This window comes from Microbacterium sp. STN6 (genome assembly GCF_026410545.1).
GTDB lineage: Bacteria > Actinomycetota > Actinomycetes > Actinomycetales > Microbacteriaceae > Root112D2.
On sequence record NZ_JAPMIT010000001.1, the window covers coordinates 612,643 to 632,237 of the forward strand.

Annotated in this window: 16 protein-coding genes; 7 read left to right on the plus strand and 9 right to left on the minus strand. The window is 70.0% G+C overall.

Going from position 1 to position 19,595, the window contains the following annotated elements; translation table 11 throughout:
* Positions 1–111: 111 nt before the first annotated feature.
* Positions 112–3,150: an FtsK/SpoIIIE domain-containing protein gene (locus tag OSC27_RS02755; protein WP_267179879.1), complete on the plus strand. Its 3,039-nt coding sequence runs from the start codon at positions 112–114 to the stop codon at positions 3,148–3,150.
* On the opposite strand, the gene ald is transcribed toward OSC27_RS02755, so the two are convergent.
* Positions 3,137–4,255: an alanine dehydrogenase gene (gene ald, locus OSC27_RS02760; RefSeq protein WP_267179880.1), complete on the minus strand. Its 1,119-nt coding sequence runs from the start codon at positions 4,253–4,255 to the stop codon at positions 3,137–3,139. The two genes, OSC27_RS02755 and ald, sit on opposite strands and share 14 nt — an antisense overlap.
* Positions 4,256–4,414: 159 nt before the next feature.
* Between ald and OSC27_RS02765 the strand changes: the two genes are divergently transcribed.
* The gene (locus OSC27_RS02765; protein ID WP_267179881.1) at positions 4,415–5,623 is read left to right on the plus strand and encodes an extracellular solute-binding protein; all 1,209 of its coding nucleotides are present in this window, start codon (positions 4,415–4,417) and stop codon (positions 5,621–5,623) included.
* Between the two features lie 60 nt (positions 5,624–5,683).
* On the opposite strand, the gene OSC27_RS02770 is transcribed toward OSC27_RS02765, so the two are convergent.
* The gene (locus OSC27_RS02770; RefSeq protein WP_267179882.1) at positions 5,684–6,778 is read right to left on the minus strand and encodes an NAD(P)H-dependent flavin oxidoreductase; all 1,095 of its coding nucleotides are present in this window, start codon (positions 6,776–6,778) and stop codon (positions 5,684–5,686) included.
* Between the two features lie 10 nt (positions 6,779–6,788).
* Complete coding sequence (locus OSC27_RS02775) at positions 6,789–7,844, minus strand: asparaginase (RefSeq protein ID WP_267179883.1); 1,056 nt, start codon at positions 7,842–7,844, stop codon at positions 6,789–6,791.
* A 90-nt stretch (positions 7,845–7,934) separates the two neighbouring features.
* Here OSC27_RS02775 and OSC27_RS02780 point away from each other — a divergent pair, with 90 nt between their 5' ends.
* A complete protein-coding gene (locus OSC27_RS02780) occupies positions 7,935–8,408 on the plus strand; it encodes an OsmC family protein (protein WP_267179884.1) in 474 nt (157 codons plus the stop codon).
* A 78-nt stretch (positions 8,409–8,486) separates the two neighbouring features.
* On the opposite strand, the gene OSC27_RS02785 is transcribed toward OSC27_RS02780, so the two are convergent.
* Genes OSC27_RS02785 through OSC27_RS02795 form a run of 3 tightly spaced genes read right to left on the minus strand, consistent with a single transcriptional unit; the run spans position 8,487 to position 11,576 of the window.
* The gene (locus OSC27_RS02785; protein WP_267180409.1) at positions 8,487–9,230 is read right to left on the minus strand and encodes a lysophospholipid acyltransferase family protein; all 744 of its coding nucleotides are present in this window, start codon (positions 9,228–9,230) and stop codon (positions 8,487–8,489) included.
* Positions 9,231–9,288: 58 nt separating this feature from the next.
* On the minus strand, positions 9,289–10,233 hold the full coding sequence (locus OSC27_RS02790; RefSeq protein ID WP_267179885.1) for a hypothetical protein: 945 nt from the start codon (positions 10,231–10,233) through the stop codon (positions 9,289–9,291).
* The gene (locus OSC27_RS02795) at positions 10,230–11,576 is read right to left on the minus strand and encodes an aminotransferase class III-fold pyridoxal phosphate-dependent enzyme (protein WP_267179886.1); all 1,347 of its coding nucleotides are present in this window, start codon (positions 11,574–11,576) and stop codon (positions 10,230–10,232) included. The genes OSC27_RS02790 and OSC27_RS02795 overlap by 4 nt, the downstream gene beginning before the upstream one ends.
* Before the next feature lie 157 nt (positions 11,577–11,733).
* On the opposite strand from OSC27_RS02795, the gene OSC27_RS02800 reads away from it, so the two are divergent.
* Together OSC27_RS02800 and OSC27_RS02805 are read left to right on the plus strand one after the other, a co-directional pair.
* Positions 11,734–12,714, plus strand: a complete 981-nt coding sequence (locus OSC27_RS02800; protein WP_267179887.1) for an FKBP-type peptidyl-prolyl cis-trans isomerase — start codon at positions 11,734–11,736, stop codon at positions 12,712–12,714.
* A 31-nt stretch (positions 12,715–12,745) separates the two neighbouring features.
* Positions 12,746–13,828 (plus strand): 1-deoxy-D-xylulose-5-phosphate reductoisomerase, encoded by a 1,083-nt coding sequence (locus tag OSC27_RS02805; RefSeq protein ID WP_267179888.1) that lies wholly within the window; start codon positions 12,746–12,748, stop codon positions 13,826–13,828.
* Positions 13,829–13,854: 26 nt separating this feature from the next.
* Here the strand turns inward: OSC27_RS02805 and OSC27_RS02810 are convergent, their stop codons facing one another.
* From OSC27_RS02810 to OSC27_RS02820, 3 genes are all read right to left on the minus strand, one after another.
* Positions 13,855–14,784 (minus strand): thioredoxin domain-containing protein, encoded by a 930-nt coding sequence (locus tag OSC27_RS02810; protein WP_267179889.1) that lies wholly within the window; start codon positions 14,782–14,784, stop codon positions 13,855–13,857.
* Between the two features lie 66 nt (positions 14,785–14,850).
* Positions 14,851–15,510 (minus strand): hypothetical protein, encoded by a 660-nt coding sequence (locus tag OSC27_RS02815; RefSeq protein WP_267179890.1) that lies wholly within the window; start codon positions 15,508–15,510, stop codon positions 14,851–14,853.
* Entirely contained in the window at positions 15,507–16,763 is a 1,257-nt protein-coding gene (locus tag OSC27_RS02820) for a serine/threonine-protein kinase (RefSeq protein WP_267179891.1), read from the minus strand. Before OSC27_RS02820 ends, OSC27_RS02815 begins: the two co-directional genes overlap by 4 nt.
* A 108-nt stretch (positions 16,764–16,871) precedes the next feature.
* On the opposite strand from OSC27_RS02820, the gene OSC27_RS02825 reads away from it, so the two are divergent.
* Both OSC27_RS02825 and ispG read left to right on the plus strand, forming a co-directional pair.
* A complete protein-coding gene (locus OSC27_RS02825) occupies positions 16,872–18,278 on the plus strand; it encodes a M50 family metallopeptidase (protein ID WP_267179892.1) in 1,407 nt (468 codons plus the stop codon).
* 88 nt (positions 18,279–18,366) lie between these two features.
* The gene (gene ispG, locus OSC27_RS02830) at positions 18,367–19,515 is read left to right on the plus strand and encodes a flavodoxin-dependent (E)-4-hydroxy-3-methylbut-2-enyl-diphosphate synthase (protein ID WP_267179893.1); all 1,149 of its coding nucleotides are present in this window, start codon (positions 18,367–18,369) and stop codon (positions 19,513–19,515) included.
* The last annotated feature ends 80 nt before the right edge of the window (positions 19,516–19,595 follow it).

A 19,595-nucleotide genomic window follows, 5' to 3' on the forward strand; every position in this document is an offset into this window, starting at 1 on the left:
GGCCTGGCTCTGCTGCCGCGACTCTTCTCCCCACGCCGGTCTTGCCTGCTCACCTCCACAGATCCCGTCGATCGGGGACGGCAGCACTCGTGTCGGTGTTCGACTTGTCGTGTGCAGAACACGAGCGAGATCGATCACACGCAACGGCAGCTGGCTCTGCCGCCTCGGGCAGCGGCCCCCGCCCGTACGCCCTTCCCGCTTGCGGCCATCATCGCTCCGCTTATCGCCGCGGGTGCGATCTGGGCGCTCACGCGTTCCTCGTTCGCGCTCGTCTTTGCCGCGCTGAGCCCCGTCATGGCGGTCGCCGGCATGGCGGACAGTCGCTGGCAGGCCCGCCGTTCCGCTCGACGGCATCAGCGGGAGCGTGAATCAGCGACCGCGCGACTCCAGATCGGGATTCACGAGGAACACGAGCGCGAGCGAGCGGCGCTGAGGCTGCGCTTTCCCAGCGCGACGAGCATTCTTGACGACCCGCAGGCCGAGTCTCGGCGATGGCGCACCGCCGCGATCGAATCGGGCCGACTGGCGCTCGTGCTCGGAAACGGCGCGTCGCCGAGCACGCTACGGGTCGCAGGTGAGGCGAGCGAAGAGTCAGAACGCAGGCTGATCGCATCGGCGGCGGTACTCGATGCTGCACCCGTCGTCGCCGACGCGTTCGGCGGCGTCGGCATCCTCGGCCCCCGAGGGCAGGCGCGTGCGCTCGCGCGAAGCTATCTCGTGCAGGTCACGCACGCGTTGTCGCCGACCACGGCATGCCTCAGCTCACTGCCCGACCACGGCTGGGAATGGGCCCGCCGTCTGCCGCACTACTCCGAATCGAACGAGGCACCCACCCGCATCGAGGTGCGCGAATCGTACGACGAGGCCGCGCCCGTTCGAACACCCGGCCCATCGGCCGCCGGTGCCAGCAGCGCGATCATTGCGCTCGCAGGCGAGCAGCGGCGCATCCCGCCATCGTGTTCCGTGGTCGTTCGCCTCGACGGCGTCGGCGGCGCCCAGCTGCTCCACGGCGATGGCATTCCCGCGCCAGGGCGCCTTGACGTCGAACAGGTCTCGGCCGTGAACGCCGAACACTTCGCGGCAACCCTCGCGGCTCACGCGGAGACCGCGGGGCTCGCGGCCTCCGCCGGCCTAGCCACGACGGCCGCGTTCGGCGAACTCGATCAGCGCGGCTTCGAGGCTTCGGGTCTCGGGTGCTCGATCGGGGTACGACCGGGAGGCAGGCACGCAATCGACCTGGCCCTCGAGGGCCCGCATGCCGTCATTGCGGGCACGACCGGCAGCGGCAAGAGCGAACTGCTGATCACGTGGGTCGCGGCTATGGCGGCGACCCGTTCGCCCGGGCAGGTGTCGTTCCTGTTGATCGATTTCAAAGGAGGCGCTGCGTTCGCACCGCTCACGGCGCTGCCTCACTGCGTCGGGGTCATGACCGACCTCGACCATGCCGCGGCCGCGCGTGCCCTGCAGTCCCTCGGCGCGGAGCTGCGGCGCCGCGAGGCGCTTCTCGCCGAACTCGGCGCGCGCGACATTGCCGACCCTGCCTGTCGCGGCCGTCTCGGCCGGCTCGTCATCGTCGTTGATGAGTTTCAGGCCATGCTCGAGACGCTGCCCGAGTTGCACGCGTCGTTCCTCGACGTGGCGGCACGCGGACGCTCGCTGGGCGTACACCTGATCCTGTGCACGCAGCGTCCGTCCGGCGTCGTGCGAGACGCGCTGCTTGCAAACTGCGGATTGCGGCTCTCCCTTCGTGTGCATTCACCGGCCGACAGCCGTGCCGTCGTCGGCACGGATGCTGCTGCGCGCCTTCCCGCCGATCGCCCCGGTCGTTGTGTTGTCGCGACCGGAGGCGAGGTCGTCACCGTGCAGGTGGCGGCCACGACGAGCGACGCGATTGCGCGCATCGCTCGCGCGGCCGGTGCCGCAGCCGGTGCGGACGAAGCGCCGCCGCCCCGCCCGTGGCTCGATCCGCTTCCAACCGAACTCGCTCTCGACGCGCTGCCGATGGCCGCGGCCGAGGAGTTCATGCTCGGTCTCGACGACGTGCCGTCTCGGCAGGCGCAGACGCCGGTACGGTACAAGCCGGCGACCGACGGCCATCTCATCGTCGTGGGGGCGCCCCGGTGCGGCAAGAGCACGCTCCTCGAACTGCTGCGGCGGCAGGCCCCCGCGTCGATCACCACGGTCGATCCCGGTACCGACCTGGAGCGCCTGTGGGACGCGGTGAACGAGCTGGCTGTCGACGGCAGCGTGAGCGGGGGCCGCCGGGCCGACGAGAGCAGTCAGACTCTGCTGCTTCTCGACGACCTGGACGCCGTTCCCGCGCGCCTTCCCGAGGCGTATCAGCACGCGTTTGTCGACGCGCTCGGCTCGCTGCTACGCGACTCTCCGGCCCGGGGCGTCCACGTGGTGGCGAGTGCACAGCGCGAGGTCGGCCCAGTCGCCGCACTCTGCGCACTGTTCCCCACTCGCCTGTTGCTGCGCATGAGCAGCCGGCAGGAACACGTTCTGGCGGGCGGGGACCCCGCGCTCTACGATTCGTCGTTGCCGCCGGGTGGCGGATTCCTCAACGGCCGCCGCCTGCAACTCGCGTTGCCGGGCGCAGCAGCAGTCGAGGAGCCATCGGCGCCAGACTCGGCGCCGAACTCGGCGTCAGACTCGGCGCCGAACTCGGCGTCAGACTCGGCGCCCGACTCGGCGCCGGACTCGGCGCCGGACTCGACGCCGGTTGTGGACTTCACCGCCGCGCGCACCCACCTTCTCGTCTCGCGTTCGCCTGTGCGACTGGCGCGACGCATCCGTGATTCGTCGACGGGAGAGCGGGTCGAGGTCATCGACCTGGCGAACGCGAATGCCTCCGGCGCGCCTGCCGTCGGGCATGTGCCGGCGAGCGGCGCCATCGACGTGGGCGCAAGCGGACGCCCTCGAGTCATTATCGGCGACCCCGACGAATGGCAGGCGAAATGGGGCGTGCTCGCGTCGCTCCGCCCCGGCGCGCGTCTCGTGTTCGACGGCTGCACCCCAGCGGATGTTCGCATGATCGCGCGCATCCCGTCTCTGCCGCCGTACCTTGCACCTGGTCGGGGCCGCGTATGGCTCGTTGACGCCGACGGCGGCATCGGTCGTGCACGACTGGACTTCAGCCGTGAATGAACCCGCCCGGTTCCTGGAACTCCATGCCGTGCGCCTCCGCCACCGCCCGGTTCACCACGGCGCCCGCGCACACGTTGAGGCCGTGAACGAGCGCCGGCTCGCCCTCGAGAGCCGCCCGCCATCCCTGTCCGGCGATCGCCCGTGCGTACGACAGGGTGGCGTTCGTGAGCGCGTAGGTCGATGTGCGGGGGACAGCGCCCGGCATGTTGGCAACGCAGTAGAAGAGGCTGCCGTGAACGGCGAAGGTCGGATCGGCATGCGTCGTCGGCCGGGAGTCTGCGAAGCATCCGCCCTGGTCGACCGCGATGTCGACCAGCACGCTTCCCGGGCGCATGCGCGAGACGAGCTCGTTCGAGACCAGCTTGGGCGCACGAGCCCCCGGCACCAGCACCGCACCGATCACGAGATCGGCATCGACGACCGCACGCTCCACTTCGAGGCTGTTCGAGGCGATCGTCGTGATGCGGCCCGCATAGAGCGAGTCGAGTTCCTGCAGCCTGGCCACATTGGTGTCGAGCACGCGCACGTCGGCGCCCAGCCCCACAGCGATGCGGGTCGCGTTGCTGCCGGCCACGCCGCCACCGAGAACCGTCACTCGGGCCGGATGCGTTCCCGGCACGCCGGGAACGAGCAGCCCTGGCCCCCCGTTCGGAGCGAGCATCGTGTTCGCGCCGACGATGGGCGCGAGCCTGCCCGCCACCTCGCTCATGGGAGCCAGCAGGGGAAGGGAGCCGTTCGGCAGCTGCACGGTCTCGTAAGCGATCGCGATGACGCCGGTGTCGACGAGGGCGCGCGTCAGCGCCGCATCCGCCGCAAGGTGCAGGTAGGTGAAGACGACGAGGCCGTCGCGGAAGTGACGGAACTCGTCAGGTACAGGCTCCTTCACCTTGAGAATCAGCTCGGCGTCGCTCCAGACCCGGTCGGTGTCGGCCTCGATCGTGGCCCCGGCCGCCGCGTACTCGTCGTCGGGAATCGCGGAGCCCTCGCCCGCGCCCGCCTCGACCACGACGTCGTGCCCCTGGCCGGTCAGGTCGTGCACGCCCGAGGGCGTGATGGCCACTCGGAACTCGCTGTTCTTCACCTCACGGGGGATGGCGATTCTCATTCGATTCCCTTCGCGTTCTCGTCGGCTCGACTTCAGGGTATCCACGAGCGTCGGCGCGTGCGACGAGGCTTCATTGCGTCGTTGTGTAGGTTCATGCGTGAGCCGGTGCCGCCGAACGGCGGCGCGGCGCCTTCCCGCCCTTGAGCACGAGGAGCCCCCGTGAGACGACAGCTGCCGGGCGACAATCGTCTGGCACAGCTCGTTCGCCTCGCCGAAGCTGCACGGCCGACCCGCCGGCAGCTGCTGTCCGGCGCCGCCGCGACCGCGCTCACTCTGACGCTCGCGGCATGCGCGCCGCGCCCGGCACCGCGCCCCACCGCGGCCGCCGACCGGTCGCGCTCCGAGCATTCGCTGCGCTGGGTGAGCCAGCCCGACTACCTCGACCGCGACGCGGCAGGGGGCCATCCGACACTCAAGGCCTTCTCGGCGAAGACCGGCATCGACGTGAGCTACCGCGAGAGCATCCGTTCGAGCAGCGACTACGTCTCCACCGTCGCGAAGCGGCTCGCACGCGGCGACGACATCGGTGCCGACCTCACGGTGCTCGACGACGGGATGGCCGCGCGCCTCGTGCGCGACGGTTACGTACAAGCGCTCGCGCCCGCTTCCCTGCCGAACGCGAAGAACCTGATCGCGCCGCTTCGAGGGGTGGACTACGACCCGAAGCGACAATGGTCGATGCCGTGGCAAGGCGGCATGGCCGGCATCTGCTGGCGCACGGATGCCGTGCCGGGCGGGCTCTCCTCGATCTCGGACCTGTGGGATTCGTCGTTCACAGGAGGCGTCGGGGTCGTGACCGAGATGCGCGACGTCATGGGGCTCATCATGCTTTCCCGCGGCGTCGACATCGCGGGCGACTGGACCAGGGACGACTTCTACAACGGGCTCGACGTGGTGAAGAAGCAGGTCGCGGCGGGGCAGTTCGCGCCGGTGGCCGGCCATTCCTACGTAGACGAGCTGCGCAGCGGCGCCGCGGTCGTCGCCATCGCCCGGTCGAGCGACGTCACGCTGCTGAACGCCGCGGCGGGGGAGAAGTGGAGCTTCGCGCTGCCCGACTCCGGCGGCACGCTCTTCAGCGACAACCTGCAGATCCCCATCGGCTCGCCGCACCGCGCGAACGCGGAGTCGCTCATCGACTACTACTACCAGCCGGCGGTGGCGGCGCAGGTGGCAGCCTGGGTGAAGGCGCTCTGCCCGGTCGACGGGGCGCGAGACGCGGCAGCGGCCGTGGACCCGGCGCTCGCTGCGAACACGCTCATCTTCCCCGACGCTGACATTCTGGCGCAGACGCATCGCTTCCGCACCCTCGGCGAGAGCGAGGCGGCCGAGCTGCAGGCGGCCTTCTCCGACGCGCTGCTCGGCACCTAGGCGTCAGCCGAGCAGTTCCTGGGCGGATGCCGGGGCCAACCGGTTCGGCCGCCGCTGGCGTCAGCCGAGCAACTCTCCGACGTCGCGCACGATGGCGTCAATGACGTCGCTCGCGCGGTGATGCCGGATCAGCGGAGCGCCCTGGCCAGCCCACAGCGACATGAGATCCGCGTTGCCCTGCCGGGCGGCCTCCGCCTTGATGCGGCCCGTGAGCCAGCCCTGCACGGGGAAGGGGGCGCGGCGGGCGCCGGGGGCGTCGAGCGCGGCGCTCATCCGGTTCGGGATGCCGCGGGACGCACGAGACGAGAACGCGCTCGTGATCACGGTGGTCTCGGCGTCGGCGCTCCAGAGCTTGGCCCGGTGGGCGGCGTTGGCTGCGGACTCGTCGCACGCGAGGAACGCCGTGCCCAGCTGGGCCGCCTGCGCGCCGAGGGTGAGTGCCGCCGCGACGCCGCGCCCGTCGGCGATGCCTCCCGCCGCCACGACCGGCACGTCGACCGCGTCGACCACGCGTGGCACCAGGGCCATGGTGCCGATGAGCGACTCGGCGGGCGGCTTCAGGAACGACACGCGGTGGCCCGCCGCCTCCATGCCGCTCGCCACGATGGCATCGACGCCCGCCTCGTTCAGCGCCCTGGCCTCATCGGGCGTGGTCGCCGTGCCGATCACCACGATGCCCTCGGCGCGGCACGCGTCGATCACCTCGGCCGACGGTACCCCGTAGACCAGGCTGAGGGCCGCAGGGCGCGCCTCGAGAACCGCGGCGAACTGCTCCTCAAAGCTCGGCAGGTAGCGCTCGGGGGCCTCGGGGGCGGCCAGAGAGAGCTCGGCGAAGAACGGTTCGAGCGCGGCAACGTACGACGCGAATTCCTCAGGCAGCGGATGCGCGGCGCCATGAAGCGCGCCGCCGCCCAGCGGCAGCCACAGGTTCAGGGCGAACGGCCGGCTCGTGGCCGACCTCAGCTCGCCCGCGGTGGCCCTGATGGCGTCGGCGCCCATCCCGTAGAGCCCGAACGAGCCGAGCCCGCCGGAGTTGCTGACGGCCGCCACGAGCGCGGTCGATGAGGCACCGCCGAAGGCGCCGAGCACGACGGGAAGGTCGATCCCGAGGAGTCTCGTGAATGGTGTCGATGTCCAGTCGTGTGGGCGCGGCATACTCTGCTCCTCAGCCTGCAGTTGCGGCACGCGGGCGCGTGCGTGTGTACGACGGGCGGATTCCGCCCACCACCTCGCCGCCGCCGAGCACGGCGAGTCCGAGTTCGGGGAGAACCGCCGCCACGGCCGCGCCGGTGAGTGCTCCGGCATCCGCGAGCATGGCGAGAGCGACCACGGTCGCTGCCCGCAGCCCGCCGTCGAGCATCTTGAGCGTGACGGTGGTGCCGTCGGGTGCCACGACGGCCATGACGCCCTCCGCGCCCCATTTCGCGAAGACGCCGAGCCGCTCGATGATCACGCTGTTCGGCCGGCCGCTGCCGTCGATGGCCCAGGGGTTCTCCAGCACCGCCTGTCGCAGCTGCGCGGCATGACGGTAGAGCGCGAACGGCGAGGAAGGTGAGGCGGTGCCGATGCGCTGGATGCCGCGGGCAAGCGCGACGAGGGACATCGCGTGAACGGGGGCGCCGCAGCCATCGATGGCGCTCAGCCCGATCTTCTCGCCCGTCATGCGCTCGACCACGTCGCGAATGTGCACCTGCAGCGGATGCTGCGGCTCGAGATAGCCCGAGACCGGCCACCCGTTGTGCGCACACGCGAGCAGCATGGCCGCGTGCTTGCCCGAGCACGTCATGGTCAGTCGCGAGGGGCCGTCGCCCGCCCGAAGCATGACGGCGTGCGACGTCGGGTCGCTCGGCCAGGCGGCGGGACACGCCAGCGCGCCCTCGTCGAGGCCGGCGCGTGCGAGCAGGCCGCGCACGAGCGAGACGTGGGCGGGCGTGCCCGCGTGGCTGGCCGTGGCGATGGCGGCGGCTGCACCCTCGAGATCGGCGCCGGCCGTCATCACGGCCACCGCCTGCAGCGGCTTCATGGCGGAGCGGGGCAGGATCGGAGCGTCGGGCGAGCCGTGCACCGCGATCGTACTGCCGTCCGGCGCGACGACGATCGCGGATCCCGCGTGCCGGGACTCGATGAACCCGCTGCGCTCGACGACCGCGAGCTCGACCGCCTCGCTCGTACTGAAGGTGCCGTCCACGCCTCGAGAGTGGCGCGCGGGCGAGTCGTTCATGGTGCGCCCATCCTACCGCCGCACTCAACCCGGCATTCCGCCGGCGCTGACAGGACGCGCGCTGCCAGAACGCGCTGGCAGAATGGCCGCATGGGGCATGAACACCGCTACGAGATCACCACCGAGTGGACGGGCGACCGCGGCACCGGCACCACGAGCTACCGCGACTACGGCCGCGACCACATCATCTCGGCCGAGGGCAAGCCGCCCATCCTCGGCTCGGCCGACCGCACCTTCCACGGCGACCGCGACCGCTGGAACCCCGAGGAGCTCCTCCTCGCCGCCCTGAGCCAATGCCACATGCTCAGCTACCTGCACGTCGCGACGACCCACGGCGTCGTGGTTGTGGGGTACGAGGATGCCGCATCCGGCACCCTTCAGACCGAAACCGACGGGTCGGGCCACTTCACGCGAGCTACGCTTCGACCCCGCGTTACCGTCGCAGCCGGGTCTATGCGCGATGCGGCGCAGGCCCTGCACGAGGAGGCGGCGACGAAGTGCTTCATCGCCGCATCCGTCAACTTCCCCGTCGAGCACGAGCCGGTCACCCTCGTCCTGGCGTGAGAGATCGTGCTGGCGTGACCAATCACGGCGCTGGGCGGCGAGAAGGCCGCCCGTCGCGCGCTCAGCGGCGCTCGGGCCTCAGCGGCGCTCGGGCCTCAGCGCCCTCTTGACACGCTCGACGGCGTTGGCCGGCGGCGCCTCGTTATACGAGCCTGCGAGCTCCTGGCCGGTCAGCGCGTGGATCGCGGCCATCACCTCGTCGGTCGCCTGCCGGCGTGCTCGGCCGCTCGTGGCGCTGCCGTGCCGCGATAGGTCGATGGGCTCGCCGAACTTCACGGTGACCCGTCGCACCCGCGGCAGCTTCGCGCCCACCGGCTGCAGCTTGTCGGTGTCGATGAGCCCGACCGGGACGACGGGCGCACCCGTGGTGAGCGCGAGCCAGGCGACGCCGGTGCGGCCCTTGTAGAGGCGCCCATCGAGCGATCGGGTGCCCTCGGGGTACAGCGCGAACACGTTGCCGCCCTCGATGATGTGTTTGCTCACCTCGAGCGCATCCTGCGCGGCCTGGCCCGCCCCGCGCTCGACGCTGACGGCGCCGATGCTCGTGAAGAAGCCGCGGGAGATGCGCCCCTTCAGACCCGTGCCCGTGAAGTAGTGCGACTTGGCGAGAAACTGAACCCTCCGCGGCGCCACCATGGGAATCACGATGCTGTCCATGAACGATTGGTGGTTGCTCGCGAGAATCACCGCGCCCGTCTTCGGCACGTTGCGCTTGCCGATCACCCGCGGCCGGAAGATGAGCCGGCTGAGCGGAGCCATGATCGTGCGGCCGAGCAGGTACACCAATCCCGGCTTCTTCGCCGTCGATGCATCGTCTGCCATAGCCGTGCCAGTCACCTTTCGAGACTAACGCGCCTCGTATTCCGCACCGGGTATGCGATCACGGGGTCGCCGGGATCTGCACCGGCTCGCAGCTCACGCCGTGTGGGTGCCGCAGGCACGTCGGCAGCCAATCCGGGAACCGCACCGCCAGCGGCGAGCCGAACCACGTGTTCCAGATGCGCGAGAAGTTCAGGTTGCCGTAGGTCGAGCAGCTGCCGGCGGGCCCGTCCGGTGCCTTGAGCGTCTCGTCGTTTGGCTGGTACGGCGTGTAGTTATAGAGGTCGGCGGTCGCCTGGTTGCGGATACGCACATCGCTCGCCCCGCACGCCAGATTCGGGTGGTACTGAATGGCGACGGTGCCAACGTGGTAGCGCCAGTCGCTCGAGAATCCGTACTCCCTGAACTGCCATGCCGCGCTGTAGAGCTGGTTGAAGAGACCGAAGTACGTCGCGTCGCAGTCGGCGCTGTCCGGGCACGCGTAGCCGGTGGCGCGCTGGTAGCCGTACATGCTCGGCCGCGTCACGAGCGACTGCTCCTTCTGCACGAGCACGATGAGCGTCTTCGGGCTGATGCCGCACGCGCGCGCCACCTTCACGATGATGCGGCTGGCACGCTCGTTCGCCGCCCCCGCGTACGCCTCGCAATGCCCGTACTTCTCCGGCGTCGAGTGCGTCGTCTCCCGATAGTCGGCGAGACACGGCGCACCGTCGGCTGGTCGGCACGTGGCCGAGGCGAGGAACGCCTGCACCTGGGGCGCGGTCATGGCGCGGGCGTTGAAGAAGCTGTCGTCGCTCACGATGAGACCGGGCGAGAAAGCGGATGCCGTGGCCTCTGCCGCCGCCTGCGCGTGCCGTGCGGCATCCACTTTGTGCACAACAACCCGGCCGGAGGCGCCGGATGCCCGCGTCGCCGCCGCGTACGCCGCGCCGAACGCGAAGACGCACACGAGAGCGACGACCGCGACGCAGACGAGCGCGACGGCACCCTTCACCCAGGCGGTCACGACTGCGCGGCGAGCGCCTCCTCGATCACGCTCGCGGCGTCATCGATGAGCTCGTCGCTGACGACGACGGAGGGCAGCAGCCGCAGCACGCTGTCCCAGCTGCCCGCGTCGAGGACGATGACTCCGTTCGAGGTGGCATGTCGAATCACGTTCTTCAGCGCTTCGGGGTTCTGCTTCTTCGTTCCCGGCTGCACGATCTCGATGCCCCACATGGCGCCGATGCCGCGCACGTCGCCGACGACGCCAAACCTCTCGGGCCAATCGCCGATGCGCGCCCGCAGGGTGCGCTCCACGCGTTTCGCCTCGCCGATGAGGTCTTCGCTCTCGATCACGTCGAGCACCGCAAGCGCGGCCGCGGTGGAGACCGGGTTGCCGCCGAAGGTGCCGCCGATGCCGCCGGGCTGCACAGAGTCCATGATCTCGGCGCGGCCGGTGACCGCCGCGAGTGGGAAGCCGCCAGCAAGGCCCTTGGCGCTCGTGACGAGGTCGGGCACGACGCCGTGGTGCTCAATCGAGTACCAGGCGCCGGTGCGGGCCATGCCCGCCTGGATCTCGTCGGCGACGAAGACGATGCCGTTCTCGGCGCAGAACTCGCTGAGGCGCGCGAAGTAGCCCGGCGCCGGGATGATGATGCCGCCATCGCCCTGCACGGGCTCGACGAACAGCGCGGCGAGTTCGGAGGCGCCGATGTGCGTGTTGATGTAGTCGATCGTGCGCTCGGCCGCCTCCTCGCCTGTCATGCCGTCGGGGTCGCGGTACGGGTAGCTCGTCGGCAGGCTGTAGATGTCGCCGGCGAGCGGGCCCATGCCGACGCGCTCCGGCCACGGGCGGTAGGTCATGGTCATCGTCAGGTTGGTGCGGCCGTGGAACGCGTGATTGAGCGCCGCGATGCCGCGTCGACCGGTGAACTTGCGGGCGATCTTGACAGCGTTCTCGACCGCCTCGGCGCCCGAGTTCACGAGAATCGAGTGCTTCTCGAAGTCACCGGGAGTGCGCTCGGCCAGCTTCTCAGCGACGCGCACGTAGTTCTCGTACGGGGTGACGGTGAACAGCGTGTGGGTGAGGCGCGCGGCCTGCTCGGCTGCCGCGGCGGCGACGGCCGGATGCGCGTGGCCGATCGTCGTCACACCGATGCCGCTGCCCATGTCGATCAGCTGGTTGCCGTCGACGTCGACGAGGATCGCCCCATCGCCGCGCTCCATGTAGATGTTCGCGAGAGTGCCCGCTCCGCGGGAGACACTGGCGACGCGGCGCTCCTGCAGCGCGAGCGAACGAGGGCCTGGAAGCTCCGTGACGAGCTTGCGCTCCTGCGGAATCTGGAAAGCACGTGTCATGCTTACCATCGTAGGTGGAGCAGGCTGGGCGCATGCCCGTACAGCGCCGCCGTCGCAGCACCACCGTGGCACCGCGTGACTCGCGCGGCTCAGGTGCATCACAGCCAGCGTCAGCCAGACTGGGTCACCTCACGGTCCTCTTCCCTCAACGAACAGAAACCCTCTCGTGCGCAAACGCCTCCTTCTCGTGCCGGCCACGGCCGTCTCACTGCTGCTTCTCGCCGGCTGCTCCGCATCCGGCACCCCATCGCTCACAGCGACGTCGACGGCTGCGGCGGACCCCTGTGCGTCGGTGAGCTCGGGGCCGGTCTCGAAGTCGGTGAAGGTCAGCGGCGAGTTCCCGGCCAAGCCTGCGGTGACGATCCCGGAGAAGTTCTCGGCGAAGAAGATGCAGCGTACGGTCATCACGCGCGGCAGCGGTGCGAAGGCGTCCGCCGGAAGCACGGTCGACGTGGCGTACAGCGTCTACAACGGCTCCACGGGCAAGGAGCTCGAGTCGAGCGGATACGAGGGCCAGGGCACCATCGCCATCCCCATGAAGCCGGACGCGGTCCTGCCCGGCATGCTGTGCGCGGTCGAGGGCCTGCCGGTGGGCTCGCAGACGGTGCTCACCGGGTCGGCGACCGAGGTGCTCGGCGCCGGTGTCGACCCCTCCAAGGTCGGGCTCACGGCGAAAGACAGTGTCGTCTTCGTGATGAACGTGGCCGATATCCTGCCCGAGAAGGCCACCGGCACGGCGCAGAAGCCCGTCGCCGGCATGCCGAAGGTCACGCTCGCCAAGAGCGGCAAGCCCACCGTCACGATCCCGAAGAGCGATCCGCCCGCCGAGACCACGGTTGCCGTGCTCAAGAAGGGCACGGGCGAGCCGGTGCAGGATGGCGACAGCGTCACCGTGCAGTACCAGGGCGTCAACTGGCGCACCGGCAAGGTCTTCGACCAGAGCTGGGGTCGCGCGGTCGCCACGTTCTCGACGAGCCAGGTCGTCAAGGGATTCCAGAAGGCTCTCGTCGGCCAGAGCGTCGGCTCGCAGGTGCTCGTGACGATCCCGCCGGCAGACGGCTACGGCACCAAGGGTCAGCCGAGCGCCGATATCAAGGGCACCGACACGCTCGTCTTCGTCATCGACATCCTCAAGACCGAACGCTGAGCGGGGTCGGCCCGGCGCCTACGATGGGCACGTGCGCAGAGTAGTCATCCTCGGATCCACCGGTTCCATCGGCACGCAGGCGCTCGATGTCATCAGGGCCAACCGCGACCGCTTCACCGTCGTCGGTCTCGCAGCAGGCAGGCAAGCGGATGCGCTCGCCGCGCAGGCGGCCGAGTTCGGTGTCGCGCTCACGGCGCTCGGCGCCGACGACGCCGAGCGCCTCGTTCGCGACGTGGATGCGGACGTGGTGCTCAACGGGATCACGGGCTCGGTCGGGCTCGGCCCCACGCTCGCCGCGCTCGAGACCGGGCGAACACTCGCGCTCGCCAACAAGGAGTCGCTCATCGTCGGCGGCGAGCTCGTGAAGTCGATCGCCGCTCCCGGCCAGATCGTGCCCGTCGATTCCGAGCACTCGGCCATCGCGCAGGCGCTGTCGGCGGGCACGGCAGGCGAGGTGCGGCGACTCGTGCTGACCGCGTCGGGCGGGCCGTTCCGCGGGCGCGACCGCGAGACGCTGCGTGACGTGACGCCACGCGAGGCTCTCGCGCATCCGACCTGGGATATGGGGCTCGTGGTCACGACCAACTCGGCAACGCTCGTGAACAAGGGTCTCGAGGTGATCGAGGCCCACCTGCTGTTCGACGTGCCGTACGAGCGCATCGATGTGGCGGTGCATCCGCAGTCGATCGTGCATTCCATGGTGGAGTTCGTCGACGGCTCGACGATCGCCCAGGCGTCGCCGCCCGACATGCGCCTGCCCATCTCGCTGGGGCTCGACTGGCCGAACCGCATCGCGGGCGTCGGGGTGCCGTTGGACTGGAGCACGCCGCAGACCTGGAGCTTCGAACCGCTCGACGAGCGTGCGTTCCCCGCGGTCGCGCTCGCCAAGCGCGTTGGCATGGCAGCGCGCACCTGGCCGGCCGTCTTCAACGCGGCCAACGAGCAGGCGGTGCTCGCCTTCCACGCCGGCCGCATCGGCTACCTCGACATCGTGGACGTGATCGAGCGGGTCGTCGACGAGCACGAGGCGGATGGCGAGTTGACGCGCGAGAGCCTGGCAGCGGCCGAGCAGTGGGCGCGCGCCGAGGCCGACCGATTCATCGCGGCCCGCTGAGCGCCCTTACCAGGCCACCGCCGGGCTCAGCCTGCCGGCGTCGAGGTGGGCGTCGGCGTCGACGTGGAAGTCGGCGTCGAGCCGGAGCCGTCTCCCGCGGCGGCCGAGACGGTGCTGCTCACGAAGCTGAGGAACGCGGAGGCATCGGTGAGGCTGCCCGGGTACATTTTTCCGTTCACGAGAACGACGGGCGTCCCGAAGCTCCCGCTTCGCGGATTCTGCAGGGCCGGCGTTGATTTCGCGGTCGTCGTCTGCGCCGTGACCCACGACGAGTATGTGCCGTCCTTCACGCACGACGTGATGGCCGAACTGCTCGCACCCGCGCCCTTCAGAATGGAGAGCAGCTTGGAATCGCTGAGGCCGCTGCCGCCCTCCTGCGGCTGGTTCTCGAACAGGGCAGAGTTCACCGCGAAGAACGCGCTCGGCTTGTCGTTCGCCACGCACGCGGCGGCGTTGGCCGCCCTCGTCGAATACTTGTCGTTGCCGGCGGTGTCGAGAATGGCGACGGGGTGCACTTCGAGCGTGGCGGCTCCGGAATCGAGCCACTGGCCGATCTGCGTGTTGTTGGTCGTCTCGAACTGATCGCAGTACGGGCACTGGTAGTCGACGTAGGTCGTGATGTGCGCGACGCTCTTGTCCTTGAGCACGGCTGCCGGCTTCGGCGTGGAATCCGCCGCCATCGCGGGGGTGGAGACGACCTTGGTGGTGCTTGTCAGCAGGATGCCGCCACCCGCCATGTTCTTCGGCCCCGGCCCGGCCGGCTTGATGCTGGTGACCACCACGAGCGCGATGATCGCGAGAACGGCGAGAACCGCGACGCTCACGGAGCCCTGTACAATCCAGCGGCGACGCTTAGCCTTGCGCTGAGCCTCCTCGCGCATGATGCGCGCCTTTTCGCGGGCGGCCTCTCTGCGGTCCTTCTTGCTCGAACGGTCTGGGCCAGAGGCGGATGCCATTGCACTCCTTCGCGGGGGTCGGCCGCCGCGGCGGCCAGCGGGCGCTAGAAACCATTATGGCCAGTCTCAACCTTTGAGTGCGCCGGGAGTCGTCTCCCCGGTCGGCGCCGGAGTGCTGCCGCCAGTCCCTCCGCCGCCATCGCCGCCACCGTCTCCGGTGCCGCCACTTCCTCCGCCCGAGCCCGTGCCGTCGCCCGGGCCGCTGGTGCTGCCCGAACCTCCGCCACCCGCACCGGAACCTCCGCCGTTTCCGTTGTCGCCGCCGTTCCCGTTCCCGTTGTTCCCGTTCCCGTTGCCGTTATTTCCGTTGTTGCCGCCGTTGCCCTTGCCGTCCTTTCCACTGTTTCCGTTTCCGTTCCCGCCTGTCTTGTCGCCCGTGCTTCCGCCGCTCTCACCGCTCGTCGGCGTCGGCGAGGCGGGCAGCGCGCGATTCAGGTCGCCTCGAACCAGGTCGATCGCCGCCTGAATACGCGTCTCGCGCGCCGCGTCGACCGTGCCGGCCGCCGTCGCCTCCTGCAGCTGCTCCTGCAGCGCATTCAGCGTCACGAGCGCCGCCTCGGTCTGACCGGCGGCCGCCTGTGTGGTCAGCGTCAGAACGGATGCCTGCAGCGATCGTGCTGCTCGCGCGTCGATCCCGGTCTCACCCTGGGTGCATCCCGAGAGCAGCGCCGCCGTGAGCGCCGCCGCGGTCGCGAGCGCGGTCATCCCGAACCGGCGCCTGCTCACGGGGTGACGCTCTTCTGCAGCTGCTTCAGATGGGTGCCGAGCGTTCCTCCGACGGGCGGATAGGTCGTCGAGGGCGAGTGCGAAGCGGGAGTGGGCGGCGGGTTCGCCGCCCACGCGGCAGCCCCCAGAGCTGCGGAGACGACCAGAACGGCGCCTCCGACGCCGACCCGCCAGCCGCGCCGCCACCGTGATCGAGTCGCGTTCCCGCTCGGCCCTGCGCTGGCCGTGCGCGCCGGGTCGGAAGCGCTCGCCCCCGGCCCTGCCGTTGCCGCTGCACCTGCCGCTGCCCCTGCCGTCTCCGGTGTCGCGCCACCCTCATCCGAGACTGCGGTCGGCAGCGGCAGCGTCCGATCGCCGTCCGCCGGTCGCTCCATCGCCACCGTCTCCGTCGTCGACGGCAGCGGGATCGACAGCGAGCCCGTGTCCGCGATGCGCGCGCAGCGCATCGCGACCTCCGCGGCGTCGATGCGGTCGTGCGGATCGAGCGCGGTCATGGCCGTGAGCAGGCGGCACCATTCGTCACCGAGCGACGACGGCACGAGTGGTGCCCTCATGACACGAGCGCTCGCCGACTCCACGGCCGTCCCGGGGAACGGCGGCGTGCCGGTGAGAGCCTCAAGAAGCACGATGCCGAGCGCGTACACATCGGCAGCCGGTCCCGCCTGGTTGCCGCGAGCCTGCTCAGGGCTCAGATAGCTCGCCGTGCCGAGCACGATCCCCGTGGTCGTCAGGTGCGACGAGCCCACGAGCCGGGCGATACCGAAGTCGGCGAGCTTGGCGTGGCGCACGCGCCCCGGCAGTCCGTCGGGCGCGAGCAGGATGTTGGCCGGCTTCACATCGCGGTGCACCACGCCGCGCCCGTGCACGTACAGCAGCGCCTCGGCGACGTCGGCGCCGATGCGGGCGATGGCCGTGCGCTCCAGACCGTCCACGAGCGCGTCGCGCAGGTTCGGACCGTCGACGAACTCCATGACGAGAAAGGTGCGCTCACCGGCATCCGTCGTCTCGGTGCCCGCGTCGTACAGCGTGACGAGCGCGTGGTGGCTGAGCGCGGCGAACGTCTCGATCTCGCTGCGCTGCCGCAGCAGCTCGTGGTCGGCCTGGCTGCCCGCCATCACCTTGAGGGCCACCTCGCGCGGCAGCGTCTCGTCTGACGCGCGGTACACCGAGGCCATGCCTCCACGCCCGATGAGGGCTGAGACGCGGTACCGGTCGCCGACGAGGCTGCCGATGAGTGGGTCGTCATCGGTCACGGTTCACGAACCTCCCTGTGACGCTCGCCTTCCTGCCTACCACCCGCCGCCGCCGTTGCACAGGGCGCGACCAGCCCATCCACAGGCTCGTGGCACTACTCTTTCACCGTGGAATCGGTGCTCCTCTTCGTGCTCGGCGTCGTCATCGCCTTCATCGGCCTGGCGCTGTCGATCGGCCTGCACGAGCTCGGGCACCTCATGCCCGCCAAGCTCTTCGGAGTCAAGGTCACCCAGTACATGGTGGGGTTCGGCAAGACCCTGTTCTCGCGCCGCCGCGGGGAGACGGAGTACGGCATCAAGGCCATCCCGCTCGGCGGCTACATTGCCATGGTCGGCATGTTCCCGCCGCAGAAGGGCGAGGAGCACGGGCGCGACGCCAGCACGGGCTTCATTCAGGCGATGGTTCAGGATGGCGGCTCGCAGACCGCTACCGTCACCGAGGGCCGCACCGACCTGCCGAGCCGCGACGACGTGCCCGCCGTAGCCGCGGGGCTGCCGTCGGTCGCGCCGCACAACGCGGAAGACGACCGACGCTCGTTCTACCGGCTCGCGGTGTGGAAGCGCATCATCGTCATGCTCGGCGGCCCGTTCATGAACCTCGTGATCGCCCTCGTGCTCTACGCGGTGCTGCTCTGCGGCATCGGAGCGCAGCAGTACAGCACCACCGTCTCGAGCGTGTCTCAGTGCATCCAGTCGGCGACGAGCTCCAGTGACACCTGCGCCGCATCCGACCCGCTCAGCCCGGCCGCAGACGCGGGCCTGAAGTCGGGCGACAGGGTCGTCAGCTACAACGGCACCGCCGTCACGGGCTGGGCGCAGCTGACGCGCCTCATTGAACGCACGCCCGGCCAGAGCGTTCCCGTCGTCGTCGAACGCGACGGCGCCCGCCAGAGTCTCACCGTGACCCCGAAGGCCACCGAGCGTTCCGTGACGGATTCCTCAGGAAACGTCGTGACGGATGCCGCGGGCAGGCCCCGCACGCACACCGTCGGCATGATCGGCATCAGCCCCGGCATCGAGTTCGTGCGCCAGCCGGTGACGAGCGCGTTCTCGGCCGTTGGCAGCAACATCTCGAGCGTCGTCGGCGTTGTGGTGCACCTGCCGCAGCGCATGGTCGACGTGTGGAACGCGGCGTTCGGAACGCAGGAACGTGCCGCGGACTCGCCCGTCGGACTCATCGGCGTGGGCAGGGCGGCGGGCGACATCGCGAGCACCGACGTGCTGCCGGTTGTCGACAAGGTGCAGCTTCTGCTCGGCCTGCTCGCCTCGCTCAACGTCGCGCTCTTCGTGTTCAACCTCGTGCCGCTGCTGCCGCTCGACGGCGGCCACATCGCCGGCGCCCTGTGGGAGGGGCTGCGGCGCTCGATCGCGAAGCTGTTCCGCCGGCGCGATCCGGGCCCCGTCGACATGACGCGCCTCATGCCGCTCACCTTCGCCGTCATCATCGTGCTCGGGGGAATGAGCCTGCTGCTCGCCTACGCCGATATCGTGAAGCCCATCAGCCTCTTCGGCTGAGCCGCCCACTCATTGAGCGACGCGAGGCGCACATCCAGCCTCGAGCGACGCGCGGCGCACATCCAGCGCCGCGGCCTAGACTTGTCCCGTGGCAGCGATCAACCTGGGCATGCCCAAGGCCCCCGAAACTCTGGCCCCGCGGCGAAAGTCGCGCCAGATCCGGGTGGGCAAGGTTCTCGTCGGCGGCGACGCGCCCGTGAGCGTGCAGTCGATGACCACCACGGCGACGACGAACATCAACGAGACGCTGCAGCAGATCGCCGAGCTGACCGCATCGGGCTGCGACATCGTGCGCGTGGCCGTGCCGAGCCGCGACGACGCCGAGGCCCTGCCGATCATCGCGAAGAAGAGCCAGATCCCGGTCATCGCCGACATTCACTTCCAGCCCAACTACGTCTACGCGGCCATCGACGCGGGGTGCGCGGGCGTGCGGGTGAACCCCGGCAACATCCGCAAATTCGACGACCAGGTGGGCGAGATCGCCCGGCGTGCCCAGGCGGCGGGCGTCTCCATTCGCATCGGCGTGAACGCGGGCTCGCTCGACCCCCGGCTGCTCGAGAAGTACGGCAAGGCAACGCCCGAGGCGCTCGTCGAAAGCGCGGTGTGGGAGGCGAGCCTGTTCGAGGAGCACGACTTCCACGACTTCAAAATCTCGGTGAAGCACAACGATCCCGTCGTCATGGTGAAGGCGTACCGCCTGCTGGCCGAGCGCGGCGACTGGCCGCTGCACCTCGGCGTCACAGAGGCGGGCCCGGCGTTCCAGGGCACAATCAAGAGCGCGACGGCGTTCGGCATCCTGCTCTCCGAAGGCATCGGCGACACGATCAGGGTTTCCCTGTCTGCGCCGCCCGTCGAAGAGGTCAAGGTGGGCCTGCAGATCCTGCAGTCGCTGAACCTGCGCGAACGCAAGCTCGAGATCGTCTCGTGCCCGAGCTGCGGGCGCGCGCAGGTCGACGTCTACAAGCTTGCCAACGATGTGACGGAGGGGCTGCAGGGCATGAGCGTGCCGCTGCGGGTCGCGGTCATGGGGTGCGTCGTGAACGGCCCTGGCGAGGCGCGCGAGGCCGACCTCGGCGTGGCATCCGGCAACGGCAAGGGCCAGATCTTCGTGAAGGGCCAGGTCATCAAGACCGTGCCGGAGTCCGAGATCGTCGCCACGCTCATCGCGGAGGCCAACCGCATCGCCGCCGAGATGCCCGCCGGCGCCGTCGGCAGCCCCGACGTCGTCACCGTCTGAGCCTGCAACACCGCTCGAGAACCGCACGACGAGCGGATCGCGGCCCCCGGCGTGGCCGACTCCCTCAGTGCCACTAGTGT

Coding starts and splice junctions, on each gene's coding strand:
- OSC27_RS02795 (WP_267179886.1), bottom strand. CDS start 11,576: ATGGTAAGCATGACACGTGCTTTCCAGATTCCGCAGGAGCGCAAGCTC.
- OSC27_RS02780 (WP_267179884.1), top strand. CDS start 7,935: ATGGGGCATGAACACCGCTACGAGATCACCACCGAGTGGACGGGCGAC.
- OSC27_RS02810 (WP_267179889.1), bottom strand. CDS start 14,784: ATGGCATCCGCCTCTGGCCCAGACCGTTCGAGCAAGAAGGACCGCAGA.
- OSC27_RS02785 (WP_267180409.1), bottom strand. CDS start 9,230: ATGGCAGACGATGCATCGACGGCGAAGAAGCCGGGATTGGTGTACCTG.
- OSC27_RS02775 (WP_267179883.1), bottom strand. CDS start 7,844: ATGAACGACTCGCCCGCGCGCCACTCTCGAGGCGTGGACGGCACCTTC.
- ald (WP_267179880.1), bottom strand. CDS start 4,255: ATGAGAATCGCCATCCCCCGTGAGGTGAAGAACAGCGAGTTCCGAGTG.
- OSC27_RS02770 (WP_267179882.1), bottom strand. CDS start 6,778: ATGCCGCGCCCACACGACTGGACATCGACACCATTCACGAGACTCCTC.